The organism is Lentzea albidocapillata subsp. violacea (assembly GCF_900100275.1).
Lineage (GTDB): Bacteria > Actinomycetota > Actinomycetes > Mycobacteriales > Pseudonocardiaceae > Lentzea > Lentzea violacea.
The window spans coordinates 137316-155533 of the sequence record NZ_FNET01000001.1 but is presented as its reverse complement, the minus strand read 5'-3'; the positions used below and the strand labels follow the sequence as shown (position 1 = coordinate 155533).

Annotated in this window: 13 protein-coding genes; 10 read left to right on the top strand and 3 right to left on the bottom strand. The window is 69.6% G+C overall.

Features of this window, described 5'->3' with window-relative positions; translation table 11 throughout:
• Positions 1 to 47 precede the first annotated feature (47 nt).
• Positions 48 to 509 (top strand): hypothetical protein, encoded by a 462-nt coding sequence (locus BLR21_RS00590; protein ID WP_090003666.1) that lies wholly within the window; start codon positions 48 to 50, stop codon positions 507 to 509.
• Here BLR21_RS00590 and BLR21_RS00585 read toward each other — a convergent pair whose 3' ends face one another.
• Entirely contained in the window at positions 510 to 1523 is a 1014-nt protein-coding gene (locus BLR21_RS00585; protein ID WP_256334351.1) for a LacI family DNA-binding transcriptional regulator, read from the bottom strand.
• A gap of 108 nt (positions 1524 to 1631) precedes the next feature.
• Here BLR21_RS00585 and BLR21_RS00580 point away from each other — a divergent pair, with 108 nt between their 5' ends.
• From BLR21_RS00580 to BLR21_RS00540, 9 genes are all read left to right on the top strand, one after another.
• The gene (locus BLR21_RS00580) at positions 1632 to 3149 is read left to right on the top strand and encodes a sugar ABC transporter ATP-binding protein (protein ID WP_143027606.1); all 1518 of its coding nucleotides are present in this window, start codon (positions 1632 to 1634) and stop codon (positions 3147 to 3149) included.
• 229 nt (positions 3150 to 3378) lie between these two features.
• The gene (locus tag BLR21_RS00575; RefSeq protein WP_090003664.1) at positions 3379 to 4428 is read left to right on the top strand and encodes an ABC transporter permease; all 1050 of its coding nucleotides are present in this window, start codon (positions 3379 to 3381) and stop codon (positions 4426 to 4428) included.
• Entirely contained in the window at positions 4421 to 5380 is a 960-nt protein-coding gene (locus BLR21_RS00570; RefSeq protein ID WP_090003663.1) for an ABC transporter permease, read from the top strand. The genes BLR21_RS00575 and BLR21_RS00570 overlap by 8 nt, the downstream gene beginning before the upstream one ends.
• Entirely contained in the window at positions 5377 to 6438 is a 1062-nt protein-coding gene (rhaS, locus tag BLR21_RS00565; RefSeq protein ID WP_218130694.1) for a rhamnose ABC transporter substrate-binding protein, read from the top strand. Before BLR21_RS00570 ends, rhaS begins: the two co-directional genes overlap by 4 nt.
• Before the next feature lies 1 nt (position 6439).
• A complete protein-coding gene (locus BLR21_RS00560; protein WP_030478608.1) occupies positions 6440 to 6751 on the top strand; it encodes an L-rhamnose mutarotase in 312 nt (103 codons plus the stop codon).
• A gap of 18 nt (positions 6752 to 6769) precedes the next feature.
• Positions 6770 to 7924: an L-rhamnose isomerase gene (gene rhaI / locus BLR21_RS00555; protein ID WP_090003662.1), complete on the top strand. Its 1155-nt coding sequence runs from the start codon at positions 6770 to 6772 to the stop codon at positions 7922 to 7924.
• Complete coding sequence (locus tag BLR21_RS00550; protein ID WP_090003661.1) at positions 7924 to 9948, top strand: bifunctional aldolase/short-chain dehydrogenase; 2025 nt, start codon at positions 7924 to 7926, stop codon at positions 9946 to 9948. The genes rhaI and BLR21_RS00550 overlap by 1 nt, the downstream gene beginning before the upstream one ends.
• Positions 9945 to 11240, top strand: a complete 1296-nt coding sequence (locus BLR21_RS00545) for a rhamnulokinase (protein ID WP_090003660.1) — start codon at positions 9945 to 9947, stop codon at positions 11238 to 11240. The genes BLR21_RS00550 and BLR21_RS00545 overlap by 4 nt, the downstream gene beginning before the upstream one ends.
• 109 nt (positions 11241 to 11349) lie before the next feature.
• Complete coding sequence (locus BLR21_RS00540) at positions 11350 to 12585, top strand: SGNH/GDSL hydrolase family protein (RefSeq protein ID WP_090003659.1); 1236 nt, start codon at positions 11350 to 11352, stop codon at positions 12583 to 12585.
• A gap of 56 nt (positions 12586 to 12641) precedes the next feature.
• Here the strand turns inward: BLR21_RS00540 and BLR21_RS00535 are convergent, their stop codons facing one another.
• Both BLR21_RS00535 and BLR21_RS00530 read right to left on the bottom strand, forming a co-directional pair.
• Positions 12642 to 15761, bottom strand: a complete 3120-nt coding sequence (locus tag BLR21_RS00535; RefSeq protein WP_090003658.1) for a family 78 glycoside hydrolase catalytic domain — start codon at positions 15759 to 15761, stop codon at positions 12642 to 12644.
• A 141-nt stretch (positions 15762 to 15902) separates the two neighbouring features.
• Complete coding sequence (locus BLR21_RS00530) at positions 15903 to 18167, bottom strand: cellulase family glycosylhydrolase (RefSeq protein ID WP_090003657.1); 2265 nt, start codon at positions 18165 to 18167, stop codon at positions 15903 to 15905.
• Positions 18168 to 18218 lie beyond the last annotated feature (51 nt).

The following is an 18218-nucleotide window of genomic DNA, read 5'->3' as shown; positions in this document are numbered from 1 at the left end:
CGCTCGACGATCAATGGCCCCTCGCACAGCTGAACACCCCGTGGCTAATGTCGGTGTGCGGCCGCATTCCGCTCTTCCACAAGAACGAGGTGAAAATCGTGCGTGCAATTTCGGCGTTCGTGCTGACCGCGGCCGCATTACTGGCCACCGCATTGCCGGCGTCGGCAGGGACGGTGGAGGCCGCGGTGGCCCTCCAGTCCCAGGGCAGGCTGGAGGCGCGAGGCGCCGCGGTCGTCGTGCCACTGCGGGTGATGTGCCAGAACGGCGCCACCGGGTCGTTGTGGGTGCAGGTCACGCAGAACGTGCGGGGTGAGCTCGCGACCGGTGACAAATACACGGCGAACGTTCCGTGCACCGGCGATCACCACCAGGTCGACGTGACCGTGGTGGCCCGCACGAAAGCGTTCCGGCCGGGCATCGCATTCACTTCAGCTTCGCTGAACGTCTATCTTCCGCCGGACAGTTCGAGCATTGTCGAAAGTGACCGGGAAATGATGCTCGTCCGGTAGTCACGGCCGGCGTTTGATCGCGGTGGACGCGCGGACCACGAGCTCCGGCTGGAACTTCACGTGCCGGTGCTCGTGGTCCGGCTCGTTCTCCGTCAACAGCAACTGGGCGGCGGTGCGGCCGAGCTGCTCGCGCGGCTGGCGCACCGACGTCAGCGGAACGGCGGCGGCCGCGGCGAACTCGATGTCGTCGTAGCCCACGACGGCGAGGTCGTCCGGTACGCGCAGGCCCTGCTGCGTCATCGACTGCAGCAGGCCGAGCGCGAGCAGGTCGTTGGCGCAGAACGCCGCCGTGGGGCGCCGGGAGGCGGGCAGGCCCACCAGCCGCTCCCCCGCACCCCGGCCTTCCGCTACCTGCAAGCTCCTCGTTTCGAGGAACGTGAGTGAATCCGCAGGCAGGCCGGCGTTTGTTAGCGCTCGCAACGCGCCCTGGCGCCGGTCGCGCACCTGCTGGATGGACAGCGGTCCGCCGACCATCGCGATGCGGGTATGGCCGTTCTCGATGAGGTGGGTGACCGCCAGCTCGCCGCCGAGCACGTCGTCCACGGCCACCGAACAGCGCGTTCCGTCCGTCGCCTCGCGGTCGACCAGCACGACGGGCGTGCCGCGTTCGGCGATCTGCGCGCTCTCCGCGTCGACCGGGGTGATCAGGATGCCCTCGACGCGTTGTTCGTGCAGCAGCTCCAGGTACTCGCGTTCCCTGCCGCCGTCGGAGGCGCTGTTGCACAGGAACAACGCGAGGCCCGCTTCCCGTGCCGCGTCCTCGACGCCGCGGGCCACGTCCGTGAAGAACGGGTTCGCCGCGTCCAGCACGACGTAGGCGATCACCCGGCTGCTGCCCGCGCGCAGCTGGCGCGCGGACTCGTTGCGCACGAAGCCAAGTTCCTCGATGGCGGCCAGCACCCGCTGGCGCGTGGCGGGAGCGACGACATCGGGCCGGTTCAACACGTTCGAAACGGTCGCGTTGGACACGCCGGCGTGCTGCGCGACGTCGCGGATGCCCACTGACGGCCTCACCGGTGGCTCCTTTGTTGAAACGTGACAACAGATCGTACCCCGGAACTCTTGACACAATGGCGTAACACACCCAGAGTGCTCGTAACTCAGGCTTTAAAACGTTTCAACATCGAGGAGACGGACGTGGACCGACCTCCCGTGGTGGCACTGGACGAGGTGAGCAAGTCCTTCGGCGCCGTCCGCGCGTTGTCCGGGGTGTCGCTGCGACTGCTGCCCGGCGAGGCCCACGCGTTGCTCGGGGAGAACGGCGCCGGCAAGTCGACGCTGATCAAGACACTCGCCGGGGTCCACCGCCCGGACGCGGGCCAGGTGCTGGTCGACGGCTCCGCGCGGCGGTTCTCCGGTCCGGCCGACGCACTGGCGGCGGGCATCGCGATCATTTACCAGGAGCCGACGCTGTTCGGCGACCTGTCGGTGGCCGAGAACGTGTTCATGGGCCGTCAGCCGCTCGGGTTCGGCCGTCGCATCAACGTCGCCGAGATGCACGCCCGCACCTCGGAGTTGTTCTCCCGGCTGGGAGTCAGGCTCGATCCGGCACGTCCGGCGCGCGGACTGTCCATTGCGGACCAGCAGCTCGTCGAGATCGCCAAGGCGTTGTCGTTCGACGCCCGCGTGATCGTCATGGACGAACCCACCGCCGCCCTGTCCGCGCACGAGGTGCAGCGGCTTTTCGGTGTGGTGCAGGCATTGCGCGCGCAGGACGCCGCCGTGCTGTTCGTCTCGCACCGGCTCGGCGAGGTGTTCGAGCTGTGCCAGCGCGCCACGGTGCTGCGTGACGGCGAGTTCGTGTGGTCCGGCGAACTCACCGATGAGACACCGGACTCCTTGGTGCGCCGGATGGTCGGCCGTGAGCTGTCGGCACTCTTCCCCAAGCAGGACACGACAGCGGGTGACGTACTGCTCTCGGTGCAACGGCTGACCCGCGAGGGCGTGTTCACCGACGTGTCGTTCGACGTCCGCGCGGGCGAGATTGTCGCCCTGTCCGGGCTGGTCGGCGCCGGACGCAGCGAGGTGGCACGGGCGATCTTCGGCATCGACCGTCCCGACGCCGGTTCCGTGCACGTGGACGGCAGGCGGCTGAAGTACGGCTCACCCACCGCCGCGATGGCCGCGGGCATCGGGTTCGTGCCGGAGGACCGCCGCCAGCAGGGACTTGTGATGGACGCGTCCATCGAACGCAACACCGCGCTCGCCTCGCTGGGCCGGCTGTCGACGTTCGGGTTGCTGCGCCGTCGTAGTGAACGTGCACTCGCGCAGGACTGGGCGGTGAAGCTGCGGCTGAAGTTCTCGAAGCTGAGCGACCCCGTCGGCGTGCTGTCCGGCGGCAACCAGCAGAAGGTCGTGCTGGCGAAGTGGCTGGCGCGCACCCCGTCCGTGCTGATAGTCGACGAACCGACGCGTGGCATCGACGTCGGCACGAAGGCCGAGGTGCACCGGCTGCTGTCGGAACTGGCCGGGCAGGGCGTGGCGGTGCTGATGATCTCGTCGGAACTGCCGGAGGTGCTCGGCATGGCCGACCGCGTGCTGGTGATGCACGAGGGCCGGCTCGTCAAGGAGCTGGCACGGGCCGAGGCGACGGAGGAACGGGTGGCGATGGCGGCCGCCGGACAGGCGGTGGCGCCATGACCACCCAACTCACCCCCACAGTCACCCCACCCGCCCGACGCACCACGTCCCGCCGCCGGACAGCCGGTGGCGATGGCGGCCTCCGGACAGGCGGTGGCACCATGACCACTCAGCTCACCCCCACCGCCACCCCACCCGCCCGACGCACCACGTCCCGCCGCCGGACAGCCGGCGGCGAAATGACCGCAGCACCGGCGCGTCGTCGCTCCTGCGGGCGGGCGGTGGCGCCATGACCACCCAACTCACCCCCACCGCCACCCCACCCACCTCCCGGCGCACCGCCGCCCGCCGTCTCACCACCCGCGTCGGCCGGGTCCGCGAGCTCGGCATCGTCGTGGCGCTGGCCCTGGTGGTCATCCCCACCGCGATCGTCAACCCGCGGTTCATCCAGCCGCAGAGCCTGCGCGACCTCCTCCTGAACGCCTCGATCGTCGCTCTCCTCGCGGTGGGCCAGACTCTCGTGGTCATCACCCGCAACGTCGACCTGTCCGTCGGCTCGGTCCTGGGCCTGTCCGCGTTCCTCACCGCCCAGCACTTCGCCGACAACCCCGGCACCCCGCTCCTGCTGGGCATCGGTTTCGGCGTCGCGGTCGGCCTCGCCTGCGGGCTCCTCAACGGACTGCTGGTGGCGCTGGGCAACGTGCCCAGCCTCGTCGTCACGCTCGGCACGCTGTACGTGTTCCGGGGCATCGACTACGCGCTGGCCCAAGGCAAGCAGGTCAACGCCGCCAACCTGCCCGACGCCCTGCTGGACCTCGGCAGCAGCCGCATCCTCGGTATCCCGATCCTCGTGCTGGTCGCCGTCGTGGTGATCGTGGTGGCCGCCGTCTACCTGCGTTCCTACCGGTCCGGCCGCGAGCTGTACGCGATCGGCTCGAACCCGGAGGCCGCCACGCTCGCGGGCATCCCGGTCGCCAGGCGCACGCTCACAACGTTCGCCGTCTCCGGACTGATCGCCGGGCTCGCGGGTGCGCTGTGGGTGGCCCGTTACGGCACCGTCGACGCGGCGGCGGGCACCGGCCTCGAACTCCAGGTCGTCGCGGCGGTCGTCGTCGGCGGCGTCGCGATCTTCGGCGGGTCCGGCACGGTGACCGGGGCCGCGCTGGGCGCGCTCCTGCTGGGCACGATCACGAGTTGCCTGGTGGTGCTGCAGATCCCCGCGTTCTGGCAGCAGGCGATCGCGGGCGCGCTCCTGCTCAGCGCGATCACCGTCGACCGGCTCCTGGCACTGCGGCTGGCCAAAGCCCTGCGCACCTCCGAAGGGACCAGCCATGCGTAACCTCCTGCGGTGGGAGACCGCGCTGGTGTTCCTGCTCGTCGTGGTAGCGCTGACAGGTCAGATCAGCACCGACGGTTCGTTCCTGTCCGGCGGCAACCTCTTCTACCTCGGCCTCGACATCGGCGAGATCGCGCTGATCGCGCTGCCGCTCACGCTGGTGATCGTCGCGGGCGAGATCGACCTGTCCGTGGCGTCGGTGCTGGGCCTGTCCAGCGCGCTGATCGGCTGGCTGTGGAACGCGGGCTGGTCGCTGGAGACGATCCTGCCGACCGTGATCGTCGCCGGCGCGGTGTGCGGAGCGGTCAACGGCCTGCTGGTCACGAGACTCGGTCTGCCGTCGCTCGCGGTCACCATCGGCACGCTCGCGCTCTACCGCGGCCTCGCGCTGGTGGTCCTGGGCGACACCGCGGTCGCCGACTTCCCGGCGAGCTACACGTCGTTCGGCACGACCCCGGTGCCCGGCACCGACATCCCGTATCCGATCGTGCTGGCCGCTGTCCTCGCCGTCCTGTTCGGCGTCGCCCTGCACGCCAGCTCGTTCGGCCGGTCCGTCTTCGCGATCGGCGCCAACGAAGAGGGTGCGCGCTTCTCCGGCATCCGGGTCAAGCGCGTGAAGCTCAGCCTGTTCGTGCTCGCCGGAGCCGTGGCCGCGATCGCGGGCATCGTCTACACGTTCCGCTTCTCCAGCGCCCGCGCGGACAACGGCGTCGGGCTCGAACTGGCCGTCGTCGCCGCCGTGCTGCTCGGCGGCGTGTCCATCTTCGGTGGCAAGGGATCGCTCTTCGGCGTGCTCGCGGGCGTGCTGCTGCTGGGCGGCCTGCGCAACCTCCTGATCCTGCAGGACACCTCCACCGAGGTCCTCACCATCGTCACCGGGCTCCTGCTCCTGGTGAGCGTGCTCGCCCCGTCCGTCACCCGTCGCGTCGGAAGTCTGAGAAAGGCCGCGCCATGAACACACGTCTAGTGCTCGCCCTGGTGATGTCCGGGGCCGTCGCGCTCACCGCCTGCGGTGGCACCACGAAGGACAGCGCCGGCGATCAGACCGGCGGCGCCACCAACGCCGCCAAGGGTGATCCCAACGCGGCGCTCAAAGAGGGTCTGAAGATCACGTTCCTGCCCAAGCAGGTCAACAACCCGTACTTCACCGTGGCGCAGAAGGGTGCCGAACAGGCGGGTACGGCGATCAAGGCCGAGGTGAAGGCCACCGGACCATCCGACGCGGCCGCCTCCTCGCAGGTCACCTACATCAACACCGCCGCGCAGCAGAAGCAGGACGCGCTGGTGATCTCCGCCAACGACGCCAACGCCGTCGCGCCCGCGCTGAAGAGCGCACGTTCACAAGGGCTCAAGGTCGTCACGTTCGACTCCGACGCCGCCCCGGACGCCCGCGACGTGTTCATCAACCAGGCCACCTCGACCGAGATCGCGGCGGGCCAGGTGAAGCTGATCTCCGAGGCCGTCGGCGGGTCCGGTGAGATCGCGATCCTGTCCGCGACTCCCAACGCCACCAACCAGAACGCGTGGATCGAGGTCATGAAGACCGAGCTCGCGAAGCCCGAGTACGCAGGCCTGAAGCTGGTGGAGACCGCGTACGGCAACGACGACGACCAGACGTCGTTCCAGAAGACCCAGGGCCTGCTGCAGGCGCACCCGAACCTCAAGGGCATCATCTCGCCGACCACCGTCGGTGTCGCGGCGGCCGCCCGTTACCTCAGCTCGTCGGAGTACAAAGGCAAGGTGCAGCTGACCGGTCTCGGCACGCCGAACCAGATGCGCAAGTTCGTTCAGGACGGCACGGTGAAGTCGTTCTCGCTGTGGGACCCGACGAAGCTCGGCTACCTCGCCACCCACACCGCCGCCGCGCTCGCGTCCGGGCAGATCACCGGCGCGGAGGGCGAGAAGTACCAGGCCGGCGAGCTCGGCGAGTACACGGTCGGCGCCAAGGGCGAGGTCGTGCTCGGCCCGCCGACGGTGTTCACCAAGGACAACATCGACAAGTTCGACTTCTGACATGCGCGTCTGCTTCACCTTGCGGGTCCGCCCGGATCGTCTCGACGACTACCGGGCGCGGCACCGCGAGGTGTGGCCGGAGATGCGGGCCGCCCTCAGCGAAGCGGGATGGCGCAACTACTCCCTCTACCTCGCTGAGGACGGCCTGCTCGTCGGCTACCTCGAGTGCGACGACTTCGACGCGGCGCTCGCGGAGATGGCACGCACCGAGGTGAACGCGCGCTGGCAGACCGAGATGGCGGAGTTCTTCGTCGGCGACGGCAACGCCGACGAACGGATGCGCCCGCTCGACGAGGTCTTCCACCTCGACTGAAAAGCTTTGGGGAGAACAATGAGCGTGAAGGACGCGCTGCGCGAGCAGCGGATCGAGACGCCGTCGTGGGCGTACGGCAACTCCGGTACCCGGTTCAAGGTGTTCGCGCAGCAGGGAGTTCCGCGCACGCCGTACGAGAAGATCGACGACGCCGCCGTGGTGCATCGGCTCACCGGCGTCGCGCCGACCGTCGCGTTGCACATCCCGTGGGACAGGGTCGACGACTACGGCAAGCTAGCCTCCTACGCGCGGGACCGGGGTGTCGCGCTCGGGGCCATCAACTCGAACGTGTTCCAGGACGACGACTACAAGCTCGGCAGCGTCTGCCATCCGGACGCGACGGTGCGGCGCAAGGCGGTCGGGCACCTGCTGGAGTGCGTCGACATCATGGACCAGACGGGGTCGCGCGATCTCAAGCTGTGGTTCGCCGACGGCCTCAACTATCCCGGCCAGGACAATCTCCGCGCGCGTCAGGACCGGCTTGCCGAGGCGTTGCGGGAGACCTACGACCGGCTCGGCGCTGATCAGCGGATGTTGCTGGAGTACAAGCTCTTCGAGCCCGCCTTCTACGCCACGGACGTGCCGGACTGGGGCACGGCGTTCGCGCACTGCCTGCAGCTGGGCGAACGTGCGCAGGTCGTGATCGACACCGGGCACCACGCCCCCGGCACGAACATCGAGTTCATCGTGTCGTTCCTGCTGCGGGCGGACAAGCTCGGCGCGTTCGACTTCAACTCGCGCTTCTACGCCGACGACGACCTGATGGCCGGGGCGGCCGACCCGTTCCAGCTGTTCCGGATCATGCACGAGATCGTGCTGGCCGACGCGCTGAAGCCCGCCGCCGGCATCGCGTTCATGCTCGACCAGTGCCACAACCTGGAGCCGAAGATCCCGGCGATCATCCGGTCCGTACTCAACGTCCAGGAGGCCACTGCGAAGGCGCTGCTCGTCGACCACAGCGCGTTGGACGCGGCCCAGCGGGCCGGTGACGTGCTGGAGGCGAACGCCGCGTTGATGGACGCCTACAACACCGACGTGCGGCCACTTCTGCGGGAGTTGCGCGAGGACATGGGGCTGGATCCCGATCCTATGGCCGCGTACCGGCGGTCCGGGTACGCCGAGCAGATCGTCCGGGAACGAGTCGGTGGCGAGGCCGCCGGGTGGGGTGCGTGATGGAGCAGGTCCAAGCGCTGCTGGGGCGGAGCAACCGGCTCGGCGCCGATCCGCGCAACACCAACTACGCGGGTGGCAACACCTCGGCCAAGGGTTCGGAGACTGACCCGGTCACCGGGCAGCCCGTGGAACTGATGTGGGTCAAGGGATCCGGCGGTGACCTGGGGACGCTTCAGGAGTCCGGGCTCGCGGTGCTGAGGCTCGACCGGCTCCGCGCGCTGACCGAGGTCTATCCGGGTGTGGAGCGCGAGGACGAGATGGTCGCCGCGTTCGACTTCTGCCTGCACGGCAAGGGAGGCGCGGCGCCGTCGATCGATACGGCCATGCACGGTCTCGTGGACTCGGCGCACGTCGACCACCTGCACCCGGACGCCGGTATCGCGTTCGCGACGGCGGCGGACGGCGAGGCACTGGTCAAGGCGTGCTTCGGCGACCGCGTGGCCTGGGTGCCGTGGCGGCGGCCGGGTTTCCAGCTGGGACTGGACATAGCGGCCATCAGGCGGGACCACCCGCAGGCCATCGGCGTCGTCCTGGGCGGGCACGGCATCACCGCGTGGGGTGCGACGAGCGAGGAGTGCGAGGCGCACTCGCTGGAGATCATCCAGACCGCGCAGCGCTACCTCGACGACCACGGCCGCGCGGAGCCGTTCGGACCGGTGGTCCATGAGCCACTGTCCACAGAGGAGCGCCGGGTGCGGGCCGCCGAACTGGCGCCGGTGATCCGCGGCCTGGCCTCCGCGGACACTCCGCAGGTCGGCCACTTCACGGACTCCGGCGTGGTGCTGGACTTCCTGTCGCGGGAACGGCATCCGGAACTGGCCGCGCGCGGCACGTCCTGCCCCGACCACTTTCTGCGCACCAAGGTCCGGCCGTTGGTGCTCGACCTGCCGCCGAGCGCGCCGGTCGAAGAAGTCGTGGAACGCTTGCGACAACTCCACGCCGCCTACCGCGAGGAGTACCGGGCGTACTACGAGCGGCACGCCGAACCGGACAGCCCGCCGATGCGCGGCGCAGACCCAGCCGTCGTGCTCGTGCCGGGCGTCGGCATGTTCAGCTTCGGCCGGAACAAGCAGACCGCGCGGGTGGCGGGCGAGTTCTATGTGAACGCTATCAACGTCATGCGGGGCGCCGAATCGGTCTCGCGGTACGCGCCGATCGACGAGCGCGAGAAGTTCCGCATCGAGTACTGGGCCCTCGAAGAGGCCAAGCTGCGGCGGATGCCGAAGCCCAAGCCCCTGGCCACCCGCGTCGCACTCGTCACCGGCGGCGGTTCGGGCATCGGCCGGGCGGTCGCCGAACGGCTGGCGGCCGAGGGCGCGTGCGTCGTGGTCGCCGATCGCAACGCTGACGCCGCACGTGAGGTCGCTTCAGGCATCGGTTCCTCCGACGTGGCGGTGCCGGTGACCGTCGACGTCACCGACGCGGCAGGCATCGCCGAGGCGTTCCGCGCGGCGGCACTCGCGTTCGGCGGCGTGGACCTGGTGGTCAACAACGCCGGCCTGTCGATCTCCAAGCCGCTCGAGAAGACCACCGAGGCCGACTGGGACCTGCAGCACGACGTGATGGCCAAGGGCTCGTTCCTGGTCTCACAGCAGGCCGCCAGGGTCATGCGTGCTCAGGGCATGGGCGGCGACATCATCTACATCTCCAGCAAGAACGCGGTCTTCGCCGGCCCGAACAACGTCGCGTACGGGGCGGCCAAGGCCGACCAGGCGCACCAGGTCCGGTTGCTGGCGGCCGAACTCGGCGAGGACGGCATCCGCGTCAACGGCATCAACCCGGACGGCGTGGTCCGCGGCTCCGGGATCTTCGCCGGCGGCTGGGGCGCCCAGCGCGCCGCCGTCTACGGCGTGCCCGAGGAGAAGCTCGGCGAGTTCTACGCCCAGCGCACCCTGCTGAAGCGCGAGGTGCTGCCCGAACACGTTGCCGCGGCGGTGTTCGCGCTCACAGCGGGAGACCTGTCGCTCACGACCGGCCTGCACGTGCCGGTCGACGCCGGTGTCGCCGCGGCGTTCCTGCGATGACGGCGGTCGCGGCGGTCGACCTCGGTGCGTCGAGTGGCCGGGTGGTGCGAGGCGTCGTCACCGATGGCCACGTTCACATCGAGGAGGTGCACCGGTTCGCCAACGGTCCGGTGCACCGGCGCGGCTCGCTGCACTGGGACCTGCCCGGCCTGTACCGCGAGGTGCTGGCCGGGCTGCGGCTCGCCGGTGAGATCGACAGCATCGGCATCGACAGCTGGGCGGTCGACTACGGCCTGCTCGACGCGTCCGGCGGACTGCTGGACGACCCGGTGCACTACCGCGACTCCCGCACCGACGGGATCGAGCCGCCCGACGGCCTGTACGAGATCAACGGGCTGCAGTTCCAGCCGTTCAACACGATGTTCCAGCTCATGGCCGAACCGCTGCTCCCCCAGGCCTCCCAGCTGCTGCTCATCCCCGACCTGATCTCCTACTGGCTCACCGGCGAACGTGGCGCCGAGTACACCAACGCCACCACGACCGGCCTGATAGACGTCCGAACAGGACAGTGGTCACCCGAGCTGACCCGTGCACTGCCGGGCCTTCTCCCTGCGCTGCGCCGACCTGGCGACCCCGCCGGTACGTACAACGGAGTCCCGGTCATCGCGGTCGGATCGCACGACACCGCGTCCGCCGTAGTCGCCGTGCCCGCCGAGACGGACCGGTTCGCCTACATCTCCTGCGGTACCTGGTCACTGGTCGGCGTCGAACTCTCCGAACCGGTCCTCACCGCCGAAAGCCGTGCCGCCAACTTCACCAACGAGGGCGGCGTGGACGGCACGATTCGCTACCTCCGCAACGTGATGGGCTTGTGGCTGCTACAGGAATGCCTGCAGACCTGGGACACCGAGCTGGCACCGTTGCTGCGCGAAGCCGCGCACGCGGCCGGCTCGGTGTTCGACCCCAACGACCCGGTGTTCCTCCCGCCCGGCGACATGCCCGCCCGGATCGAGCGGTGGTGCGGGAAGAGCATGACTCGGGCCGAGATCGTCCGATCCATTCTGGACAGTCTCGCGCTCGCCCACCGCGACGCCATCGTCGACGCACAACGGCTGTCCGGCAAGGAGGTCGAGGTCGTGCACATCGTCGGCGGCGGCTCACACAACGAGCTGCTGTGCCAGCTCACCGCCGACGCGTGCGGCCTCCCGGTGGTCGCGGGTCCGGCCGAGGCGACCGCACTGGGCAACGTCCTGGTGCAGGCGCGTGCCATGGGCGCCGCCCGCGGCACGCTCGCGGACCTCAGGATGCTCGTCCAGCGATCACAGGCGTTGCGCCGCTACCTCCCGCGTTGATCCTCCCCGAGAAGTTTCGAAACTTATTCTTACGGCCCAAGCGATTGACTCCCGTTCGCGCCCGCTCCTACGTTCGTCTTCCAACCCCTTCTCGAAAGGGATGTGAGACATGCGCAGGCGTTCGTTCCTCGGCCTGGCCGCCACCGGCGTACTCGTCCCCACCGTCGCCCCGGCCGATGCCCGGAGCGAACGCTGGGTCACCACGTGGACGTCGATGCCACAGCTGACGGAACCGCACAACATGCCACCGCCGCCGTTCACCCAGGAAGGCCTGGTGCTGGCGGATGCCACGCTGCGCCAGACCGTTCAGGTCTCGGTCGGCGGGCGGCGGATGCGGCTGCGGTTCTCCAACGCGTTCGGCGGGGCGGTGCTGCCGATCACCGCGGTCACCGTCGCACTGCCGGCGGACGGCCGCGCGGGCGTCAGCGCCATCCAGCCGGGCACGGTACGGCCCGTGACGTTCAACGGCAGGGCCTCGGCGAACGTTCCGGTCGGCGCGCTGGTCCTGTCCGATCCGCTCGCCTTCACGCTGGTTCCGGGCACCAACATCACCGTGACCGTCTACCTCGCGAACGGCCAGGCGTCCACCGCGATCACCTCGCACCCCGGCTCCCGCACCACGTCCCACCTGATGGCGGGCAACCACGTCGACTCCCCCGGCCTGCCGGACGCGACTCCCACCGACCACTGGTACTTCCTCAGCGGCGTCGAGGTGCGCGCGGACGCCTCCAGCGTGGTCGTGATCGGCGACTCGCTGACCGACGGCCGCGGCTCGACCACCAACGGCAACGACCGCTGGCCCAACCAGCTCTTCGACCGGTTGCGGGGCAAGGACATCGCGGTCCTCAACCAGGCCGCGGGCGGCAACCGCGTGCTGAACGACGGCCTCGGTCCCAGCGTGCTGGCCCGGCTCGACCGCGACCTACTCGCACAGTGCGCCGTCCGGTGGCTGATCCTCTTCGAGGGCGTCAACGACATCGGCACCGCCGCACCGGACGAAACGGCGCAGAAGCAGGTATCCGACGACCTGATCGCCGCCTACCGGCAGATCACCGACCGCGCCCACGCCCACGACATCAAGGTCTACGGCGCCACGCTGCTCCCGTTCGGCGGCAGCGGCTACGACGACCCCGGCGGCTTCCGCGAGTCGGCCAGGCAGGCCGTCAACCGCTGGATCCGCACCAGCCGCCGCTTCGACGCGGTCGTCGACTTCGACGCCGCCGTGCGCGATCCGGCCGATCCGCGGCGACTCCTGGCCGCCGCGGACGCCGGTGACCACCTGCACCTGAACCCGGCCGGCTACCGGATGCTCGCAGAGGCGGTGCCGGCCCGGCTGTTCCGGTAGCCGATCCTCCACCGGAGCAGATGAGGGGCGGACGGAACCTCGCGGTGCCGCCGACCTCAGGAAGCCGGTACAGCGGTCGCAGCCGCTGCAGCACTACCTCCCCCGCTGAACCTCCACCGCCCATGCGGCACCTTCACCACCGCCACACCACCGGCATGCGGGACATGCACCTCAGCGGTCGACCCCACGGGCACCTCGACGGTCAGCCGCAGCACGCCGTCGACCTTCGCCCACGCCACGCTGATGCGTCCGCGCACGCTCTCGAACTCGATCCGCGCCCACGACAGGGCGGTCGCGGAAGGCCGGACCACGAACGTCCGGTAGCCCGCGTCGCCCGGTCGCAGACCGGCGACGTGCTCGTACAGCCACTGCGCGATGGTGCCCTTGAAGTAGTGGTTGCGCGAACGGGTACCGGTGTCCCACATCTCCCACATGGTGTCGGCGCCGTTCGAGAACCAGTGGCCCCAGCTCGGGTACGACCGCTCGGTGGCCATGGCGTGCGCGACGTCGGCGTGACCGTTGTCGCCCAACGCCTGTAGCAGCACGCTGGCGCCGAGGCAGCCGACGTTGACGTGGTTGCCGTTCGCCCGGACCTCGCTCGCTAGCTTGTCCGCGACGGTCTGGACGGAGCCTGCGGGCACCATGCCGAACGCGAGCGGGATCGCGTTGGACGTCTGCCGGTAGTCCTTGTCCTTGGCGGTGCGGTAGTGGCCGTCCAGGAACGCCTTGTTGAACGCTGACAACAGGCCGGCCGCCACTTCGCGGTAGCGCGGGACGGGTTTGCCGATCACGTCACCGAGTTCGGCGGTGTGCAGCAGCGCCCGGTAGAGGTACGCGGTCGCGGTGAGCCGGGTGTCCTCCGGCGGGATGCCACCGGAGCCGGGTGGCAGGAAGTCGCCGAGCGCGGTGACCGCGAGGCCGTCGCGCAGCCTGCCGATCTCCCAGTCCAGGTAGCGGGTGAGGATCGGCCAGTGCTGCGCGGGCAACCGGTCGTCGCCGTAGGTCCGGTACATCTCCCGCAGCACGAACGGGTACACGGTCGTCCACTCGGGCGCGGGCGCGAGTTCGCGGTAACCCCAGCCGCCGCTCGGCACGATCACCGGTAGCTGGCCGGCCGCGTCCTGGCTGTCCGCGAGATCGCCGAGCCACTTCGTGAAGAACTTCGCCATGCCGAACTCGGCGAGCATCGACGGCGCGCCGACCTGGGCGTCGCCGGTCCAGCCGTTCTTCTCGTAGGTCGGGGTGTCGGTGGGGATGCCGTGCAGGTTGTTCGCGACCGTGCGGCGCATCGCGGCGTCGTACTGCTCGAACAACGGCTCGGAGCAGCGGAACGTGCTGACCTGCGGCACGTCCGAGTGCACCAGGCGCCCGACCAGCTTCGGTGCCTCCGTCAGGCCGGTCACCTCGACGTAGCGGAAGCCCTTGTAGGAGAACTTCGGTTCCCAGGTCTCCGTGCCCCCGGCACAGATGTACTCGTCGAGCTGGATCCGGCCACCGCTGACGTGACCGTTCTCCATGTGAACGCTGCCATCGGAGTTCAGCGTCTCACCGTGCTTGAGCCGCACCGTCGTGCCCGCGGGAGCGGTGACGGTGAGCTGGGTCCAGCCGGACATCGTGCGGCCCATGTCGGCCACGAAGACCCCGGGCTTGAGAACGCTCACAGTCGGCCTGATCGACTCGATCACGCGGATCGGTTCGTGCTCCTGGGCTTTCAGCGTGCCCTTCGGTGCGGGCCTGACGGAAGTGCGCTGCCACGCACCGTCGTCGAAGCCGGGTTTTGTCCAGTCGCGCGGGGCGAGGCGGGCGTCGTAGGTCTCGCCGGTGTAGAGCGAGTTCGACACCGTGGGGCCGTCGGTCAGGCGCCACTGGTCGTCCGACGTGATGGTGGTGCGCGTGCCGTCCGGGTGGTCGATCTCCAGCTGTGCCAGCAGTTTCGGCTCGTCGTGCCACGGCGGGCGCTCCCACCGCCACACGTTCGGCGTCTTCATGCCGTAGAAGCCGCGGCCCAGCGTCACGCCGATCGCGTTGCGGCCACTGCGAACGAGACTCGTGACGTCGTGCGTCGCGTAGAGGACCGTGTTGTCGTAGTCGGTGAAGCCGGGGTCGAGCACTCGGTCGCCGACGCGGCGGCCGTTGATCTCGGTCTCGTGGTAGGCGAGGCCGCTGACGTACAGCCGGGCCCGCCTGACCGGCTTGGTGAGCGCGAACTCCCTGCGCAGCAACGGCGCCGGCTGCTCCTTCACCGTGACGTTCGCACCCCACGGGCCCTGGCCGTACGGGTCGAGCACCGTCGCCGGACCCCACGCCGAGTCGTCGAAGTCCGGTGCCTGCCAGCCGGGTTGCTCTGTCTCGGCGACCTTCCAGCCGGGGCCGGTGACCACCTCGCGCTGACCATCGGCCAGATCGACCAGCAGGCGCAGCAGGAAACCGGCCGGTCCCGCCGACCTGTTGGTGGCACGGGCGGCCAGCACGATCCGCCGGCCGGCCAGGCGGGTCACGTCGGCGCGTTGCCCGACCTTCCAGACGTCGACCTGCTCGGGCACGTGCAGGACCTCGGACCCGTTGACGTACAGGGTGAAGTCGTCGTCCGCCGTCGCGACGAGCCTGGCCCTGACCGCGTCCGCCGGAAGCTCGACCGACGTGCGGAACCACCGGCTCGCGGCCGGTGTCGTGGCCGACCAGATCCACCTCGCGCCGGTGAAGCCGATCGACGTGTCCGTGGCGCCGATCCACCGCGCCTGCCACGGCGTGCCGAGCAGCGCCGTCTCCCACCAGTTCGTGGTGCTCCATGCCGACGGCCGGTTCGCGCCGTCCCACACCCGGACGCGCCAGTGGTAGCGGGTGCGCGGCTGCAGTTCCTTGCCCGCGTAAGCGACTCCCGTGGTGTGGTCGGAGCCGACCTTGCCGGACTGCCAGACGTCCGCGCGGCCGGGCGCGGTGCCGACCTCGATCTGGTAGGCGGTCTGCCGGGCACCGGTGCCACCGGCCGCGAGTACCCAGCCGAGCCGGGGCGCGGTGACGTCCGTGCCCAGCAACGTTTCCGCGTACTCCACGCTCGTGCGCACCACGCGCACCCCACCGGCGCGCTCCGGTGGTGCGGCGTGTGCCGTCCCGACCGGCAGTGCGGTGGCGGTCAGCCCGACCGCCGACGTCCTGAGGAACACCCGTCTGCGCACGTCGCCTCCACCTTCGTCGCTGGATGAAACGTTTCAATCGCGGCAGCGGGCCCAGCGTGTTGGGTGAGAGGAGGTGTGTCAAGGCACACGACAACAGGCTGTCCGCAATCGGACAGCCTGTTGAATCGTGTAAACGCAGACTCAGCCGACCGTGCAGGTGCTCCCGTTGAGTGTGAACGACGACGGTGCCGGGTTGGACCCGCTGAACGTGCCGTTGAACCCGATGGTCGTGGACGCGTTCGGTGCGAGAGTGGCGTTCCAGGTCAGGTTGGTCGCGGTGACGGCAGCGCCGGACTGGGCGAACGTCGCGCCCCACCCAGGCAGGGTCACGCGCTGGCCGTTCGCGTAGCTGAAGGCCAGCGTCCAGCCGTTGATCGCGCTCGTGCCGGTGTTGGTGACGGCGATGCTGGCGGTGAAGCCGTTGCCGCCGCCCCAGTTCTGGCCCGAGTAGCCGACCTTGCAGGCACCGGTGCCGCCACCCGCACTGGTCGTCACCGACACGATGCCGGAACTGGCCGACACGTTGCCGGCGGCGTCCTTCGCCCGCACCTGGTACCGGTAGGTGGTCGACGGGGTGAGGCCGCTGTCGGCGAACGAGGTCGTCGCCGTCGAGCCCACCTGCGTGAAGGACCCGCTGCCCACGGCGCGGAGCACGTCGTAACCGGTGACGCCGACGTTGTCCGTCGACGCCGTCCAGTTCAGCGTCAGGCCCGTGGACGTCACGCCCGACGACGTCGGAGTGCCCGGCGTCGACGGCGGCTGGGTGTCACCCGGGTTGCCGCCGCCGTAGATCGTGGCCTCCTTCGAGGTCTGCCGGATTCCGTTGGTGCCGTTGAGGATCCGCTGACCCCACGAGGTCAGGCTCGCCGGGTCGAAGGAGTTGACCATGTCGAGGTAGCCGACGTCGCTGCTGTTGCCGCTCCACGACCAGCCGAGGTAACCGAGGCCGCGGGCCTGCGCCTGAGCCAGGATCGTGTCCTCGTCCGGGTCACCATCGCTGTGGTTGTGCCCGAACTCCCCCACCACCAGGGGCAGACCCACCGACCTGAACGCGTCGAAGTAGGCGTTGACCTTGTCCGCGGTGTTGTAGACGCCGTACATGTGGATGGAGAACACGGTGTTGCGCTGCGGATCGGCGTTGAGCACCGACGCCGCGTTGTCGCGCATGATGTTCCCCCAGTCCTGGCCCCACATCGGCGCGTCCGCCATCAGCAGGTGCTGCAGCCCGGCTCCGCGCAACCGGCTGATCGCGCTGCTCGTCGCGCTCGCCCACGTGGCACTGACCTGGGCGTTGTTGCCGAACGGCTCGTTGCCCAGGTTGATGACGACGTAGTTCTCCTGTCCCTTGAGCGCGCTGGCCACGCTGATCCAGTAACTGGCCGCCTGGTCGAGGGTCGCGGCCCCGCTCTGCTCGCCGTAACCGGTGGTGTCGTGGACCTCCAGCACGCAGATCAGCTTCGACTGCTTGCACAGCCCGACGACGCTGCCGACCTCCGCCGCCGGGGTCGGGCCCCACCGCTGACCGCTGCCGAGCACGACACGCACCGTGTTGGCGCCGAAGGACTTGATGTCCGCGAAGGCCCTCGTCTGCGACTGGTACCAGACGTGGGCGTGGTTCACGCCGCGCATGACGAACGGCGTGCCGTCGCCCTCGACGACCCGCGCGCCCTCGACGTGCAGGCCCACGGCGGCCGGGGGTTCGGCCCCCAGCGCGGACACGAGCGCCGGGTACCAGCGGCTCTCGATCTTCTGGATACCGGTGGAGGTGTTGGGGTGCACACCGTCGGTGGTGTCGGCCGCGGTGCTGAACCCGGTCCACTGGTCCACCACCGTGATCGGCGATGCCGCCGTGCTGTTCGCCCGTGCCCAGCCGGGGATCGCGGCGTTCAGGTCGGTCACGCGCTGCCCGCACGCGGAGCAGTTCGACGGGTTCATCGGGATGATCTGGGCGACGACCAGCTTGATCGCCGGGTTGCTCGCTCGCATCTGACCGAGCAACGTGCTGTAGGCGTTCAGGATCGTGCTCGCGGGGATGTTGTTCCAGACGTCGTTGGTGCCCAGGTGCATGAGCACGACGTCCGGCCGCGCCGAGGAGAGCCAGCCGGGAAGTTGGTTGTCCCGCGCGATGTTAGTCGCGAGATAGCCGCCGTGGCCCTCGTTCTCGCCGTCGTAGGTGAAGCCACAGCCCGGCGCCGGCAGTGAGCCGACGAAGTCGACGTCGGTGTACCCGGTGTCCTGCAGGTGTTTCCAGAGCAGCGCCCGCCAGCACCCCGGGGAGCCGGTGATGGAGTCACCGAGCGCCATCACTCGTGCGGGAGCGGCGGCGTTCGCCGCGGTGGGAGCGATGACCACACAGGCCGCCAGCAGCAGACCGGTCACCACCGCTCGGAGAAATCGCAAGGTCACGACGACCTCCAGGGAAATGTTCGCTGAACTCAAGGATTCTGGGAGCGCTCC

Bases quoted from the DNA above. Each gene is read 5' to 3' on its own strand.
- BLR21_RS00590 (WP_090003666.1), top strand. From the start codon at position 48: ATGTCGGTGTGCGGCCGCATTCCGCTCTTCCACAAGAACGAGGTGAAA.
- BLR21_RS00575 (WP_090003664.1), top strand. From the start codon at position 3,379: ATGACCACCCAACTCACCCCCACCGCCACCCCACCCACCTCCCGGCGC.
- BLR21_RS00570 (WP_090003663.1), top strand. From the start codon at position 4,421: ATGCGTAACCTCCTGCGGTGGGAGACCGCGCTGGTGTTCCTGCTCGTC.
- rhaS (WP_218130694.1), top strand. From the start codon at position 5,377: ATGAACACACGTCTAGTGCTCGCCCTGGTGATGTCCGGGGCCGTCGCG.
- BLR21_RS00560 (WP_030478608.1), top strand. From the start codon at position 6,440: ATGCGCGTCTGCTTCACCTTGCGGGTCCGCCCGGATCGTCTCGACGAC.
- rhaI (WP_090003662.1), top strand. From the start codon at position 6,770: ATGAGCGTGAAGGACGCGCTGCGCGAGCAGCGGATCGAGACGCCGTCG.
- BLR21_RS00550 (WP_090003661.1), top strand. From the start codon at position 7,924: ATGGAGCAGGTCCAAGCGCTGCTGGGGCGGAGCAACCGGCTCGGCGCC.
- BLR21_RS00545 (WP_090003660.1), top strand. From the start codon at position 9,945: ATGACGGCGGTCGCGGCGGTCGACCTCGGTGCGTCGAGTGGCCGGGTG.
- BLR21_RS00540 (WP_090003659.1), top strand. From the start codon at position 11,350: ATGCGCAGGCGTTCGTTCCTCGGCCTGGCCGCCACCGGCGTACTCGTC.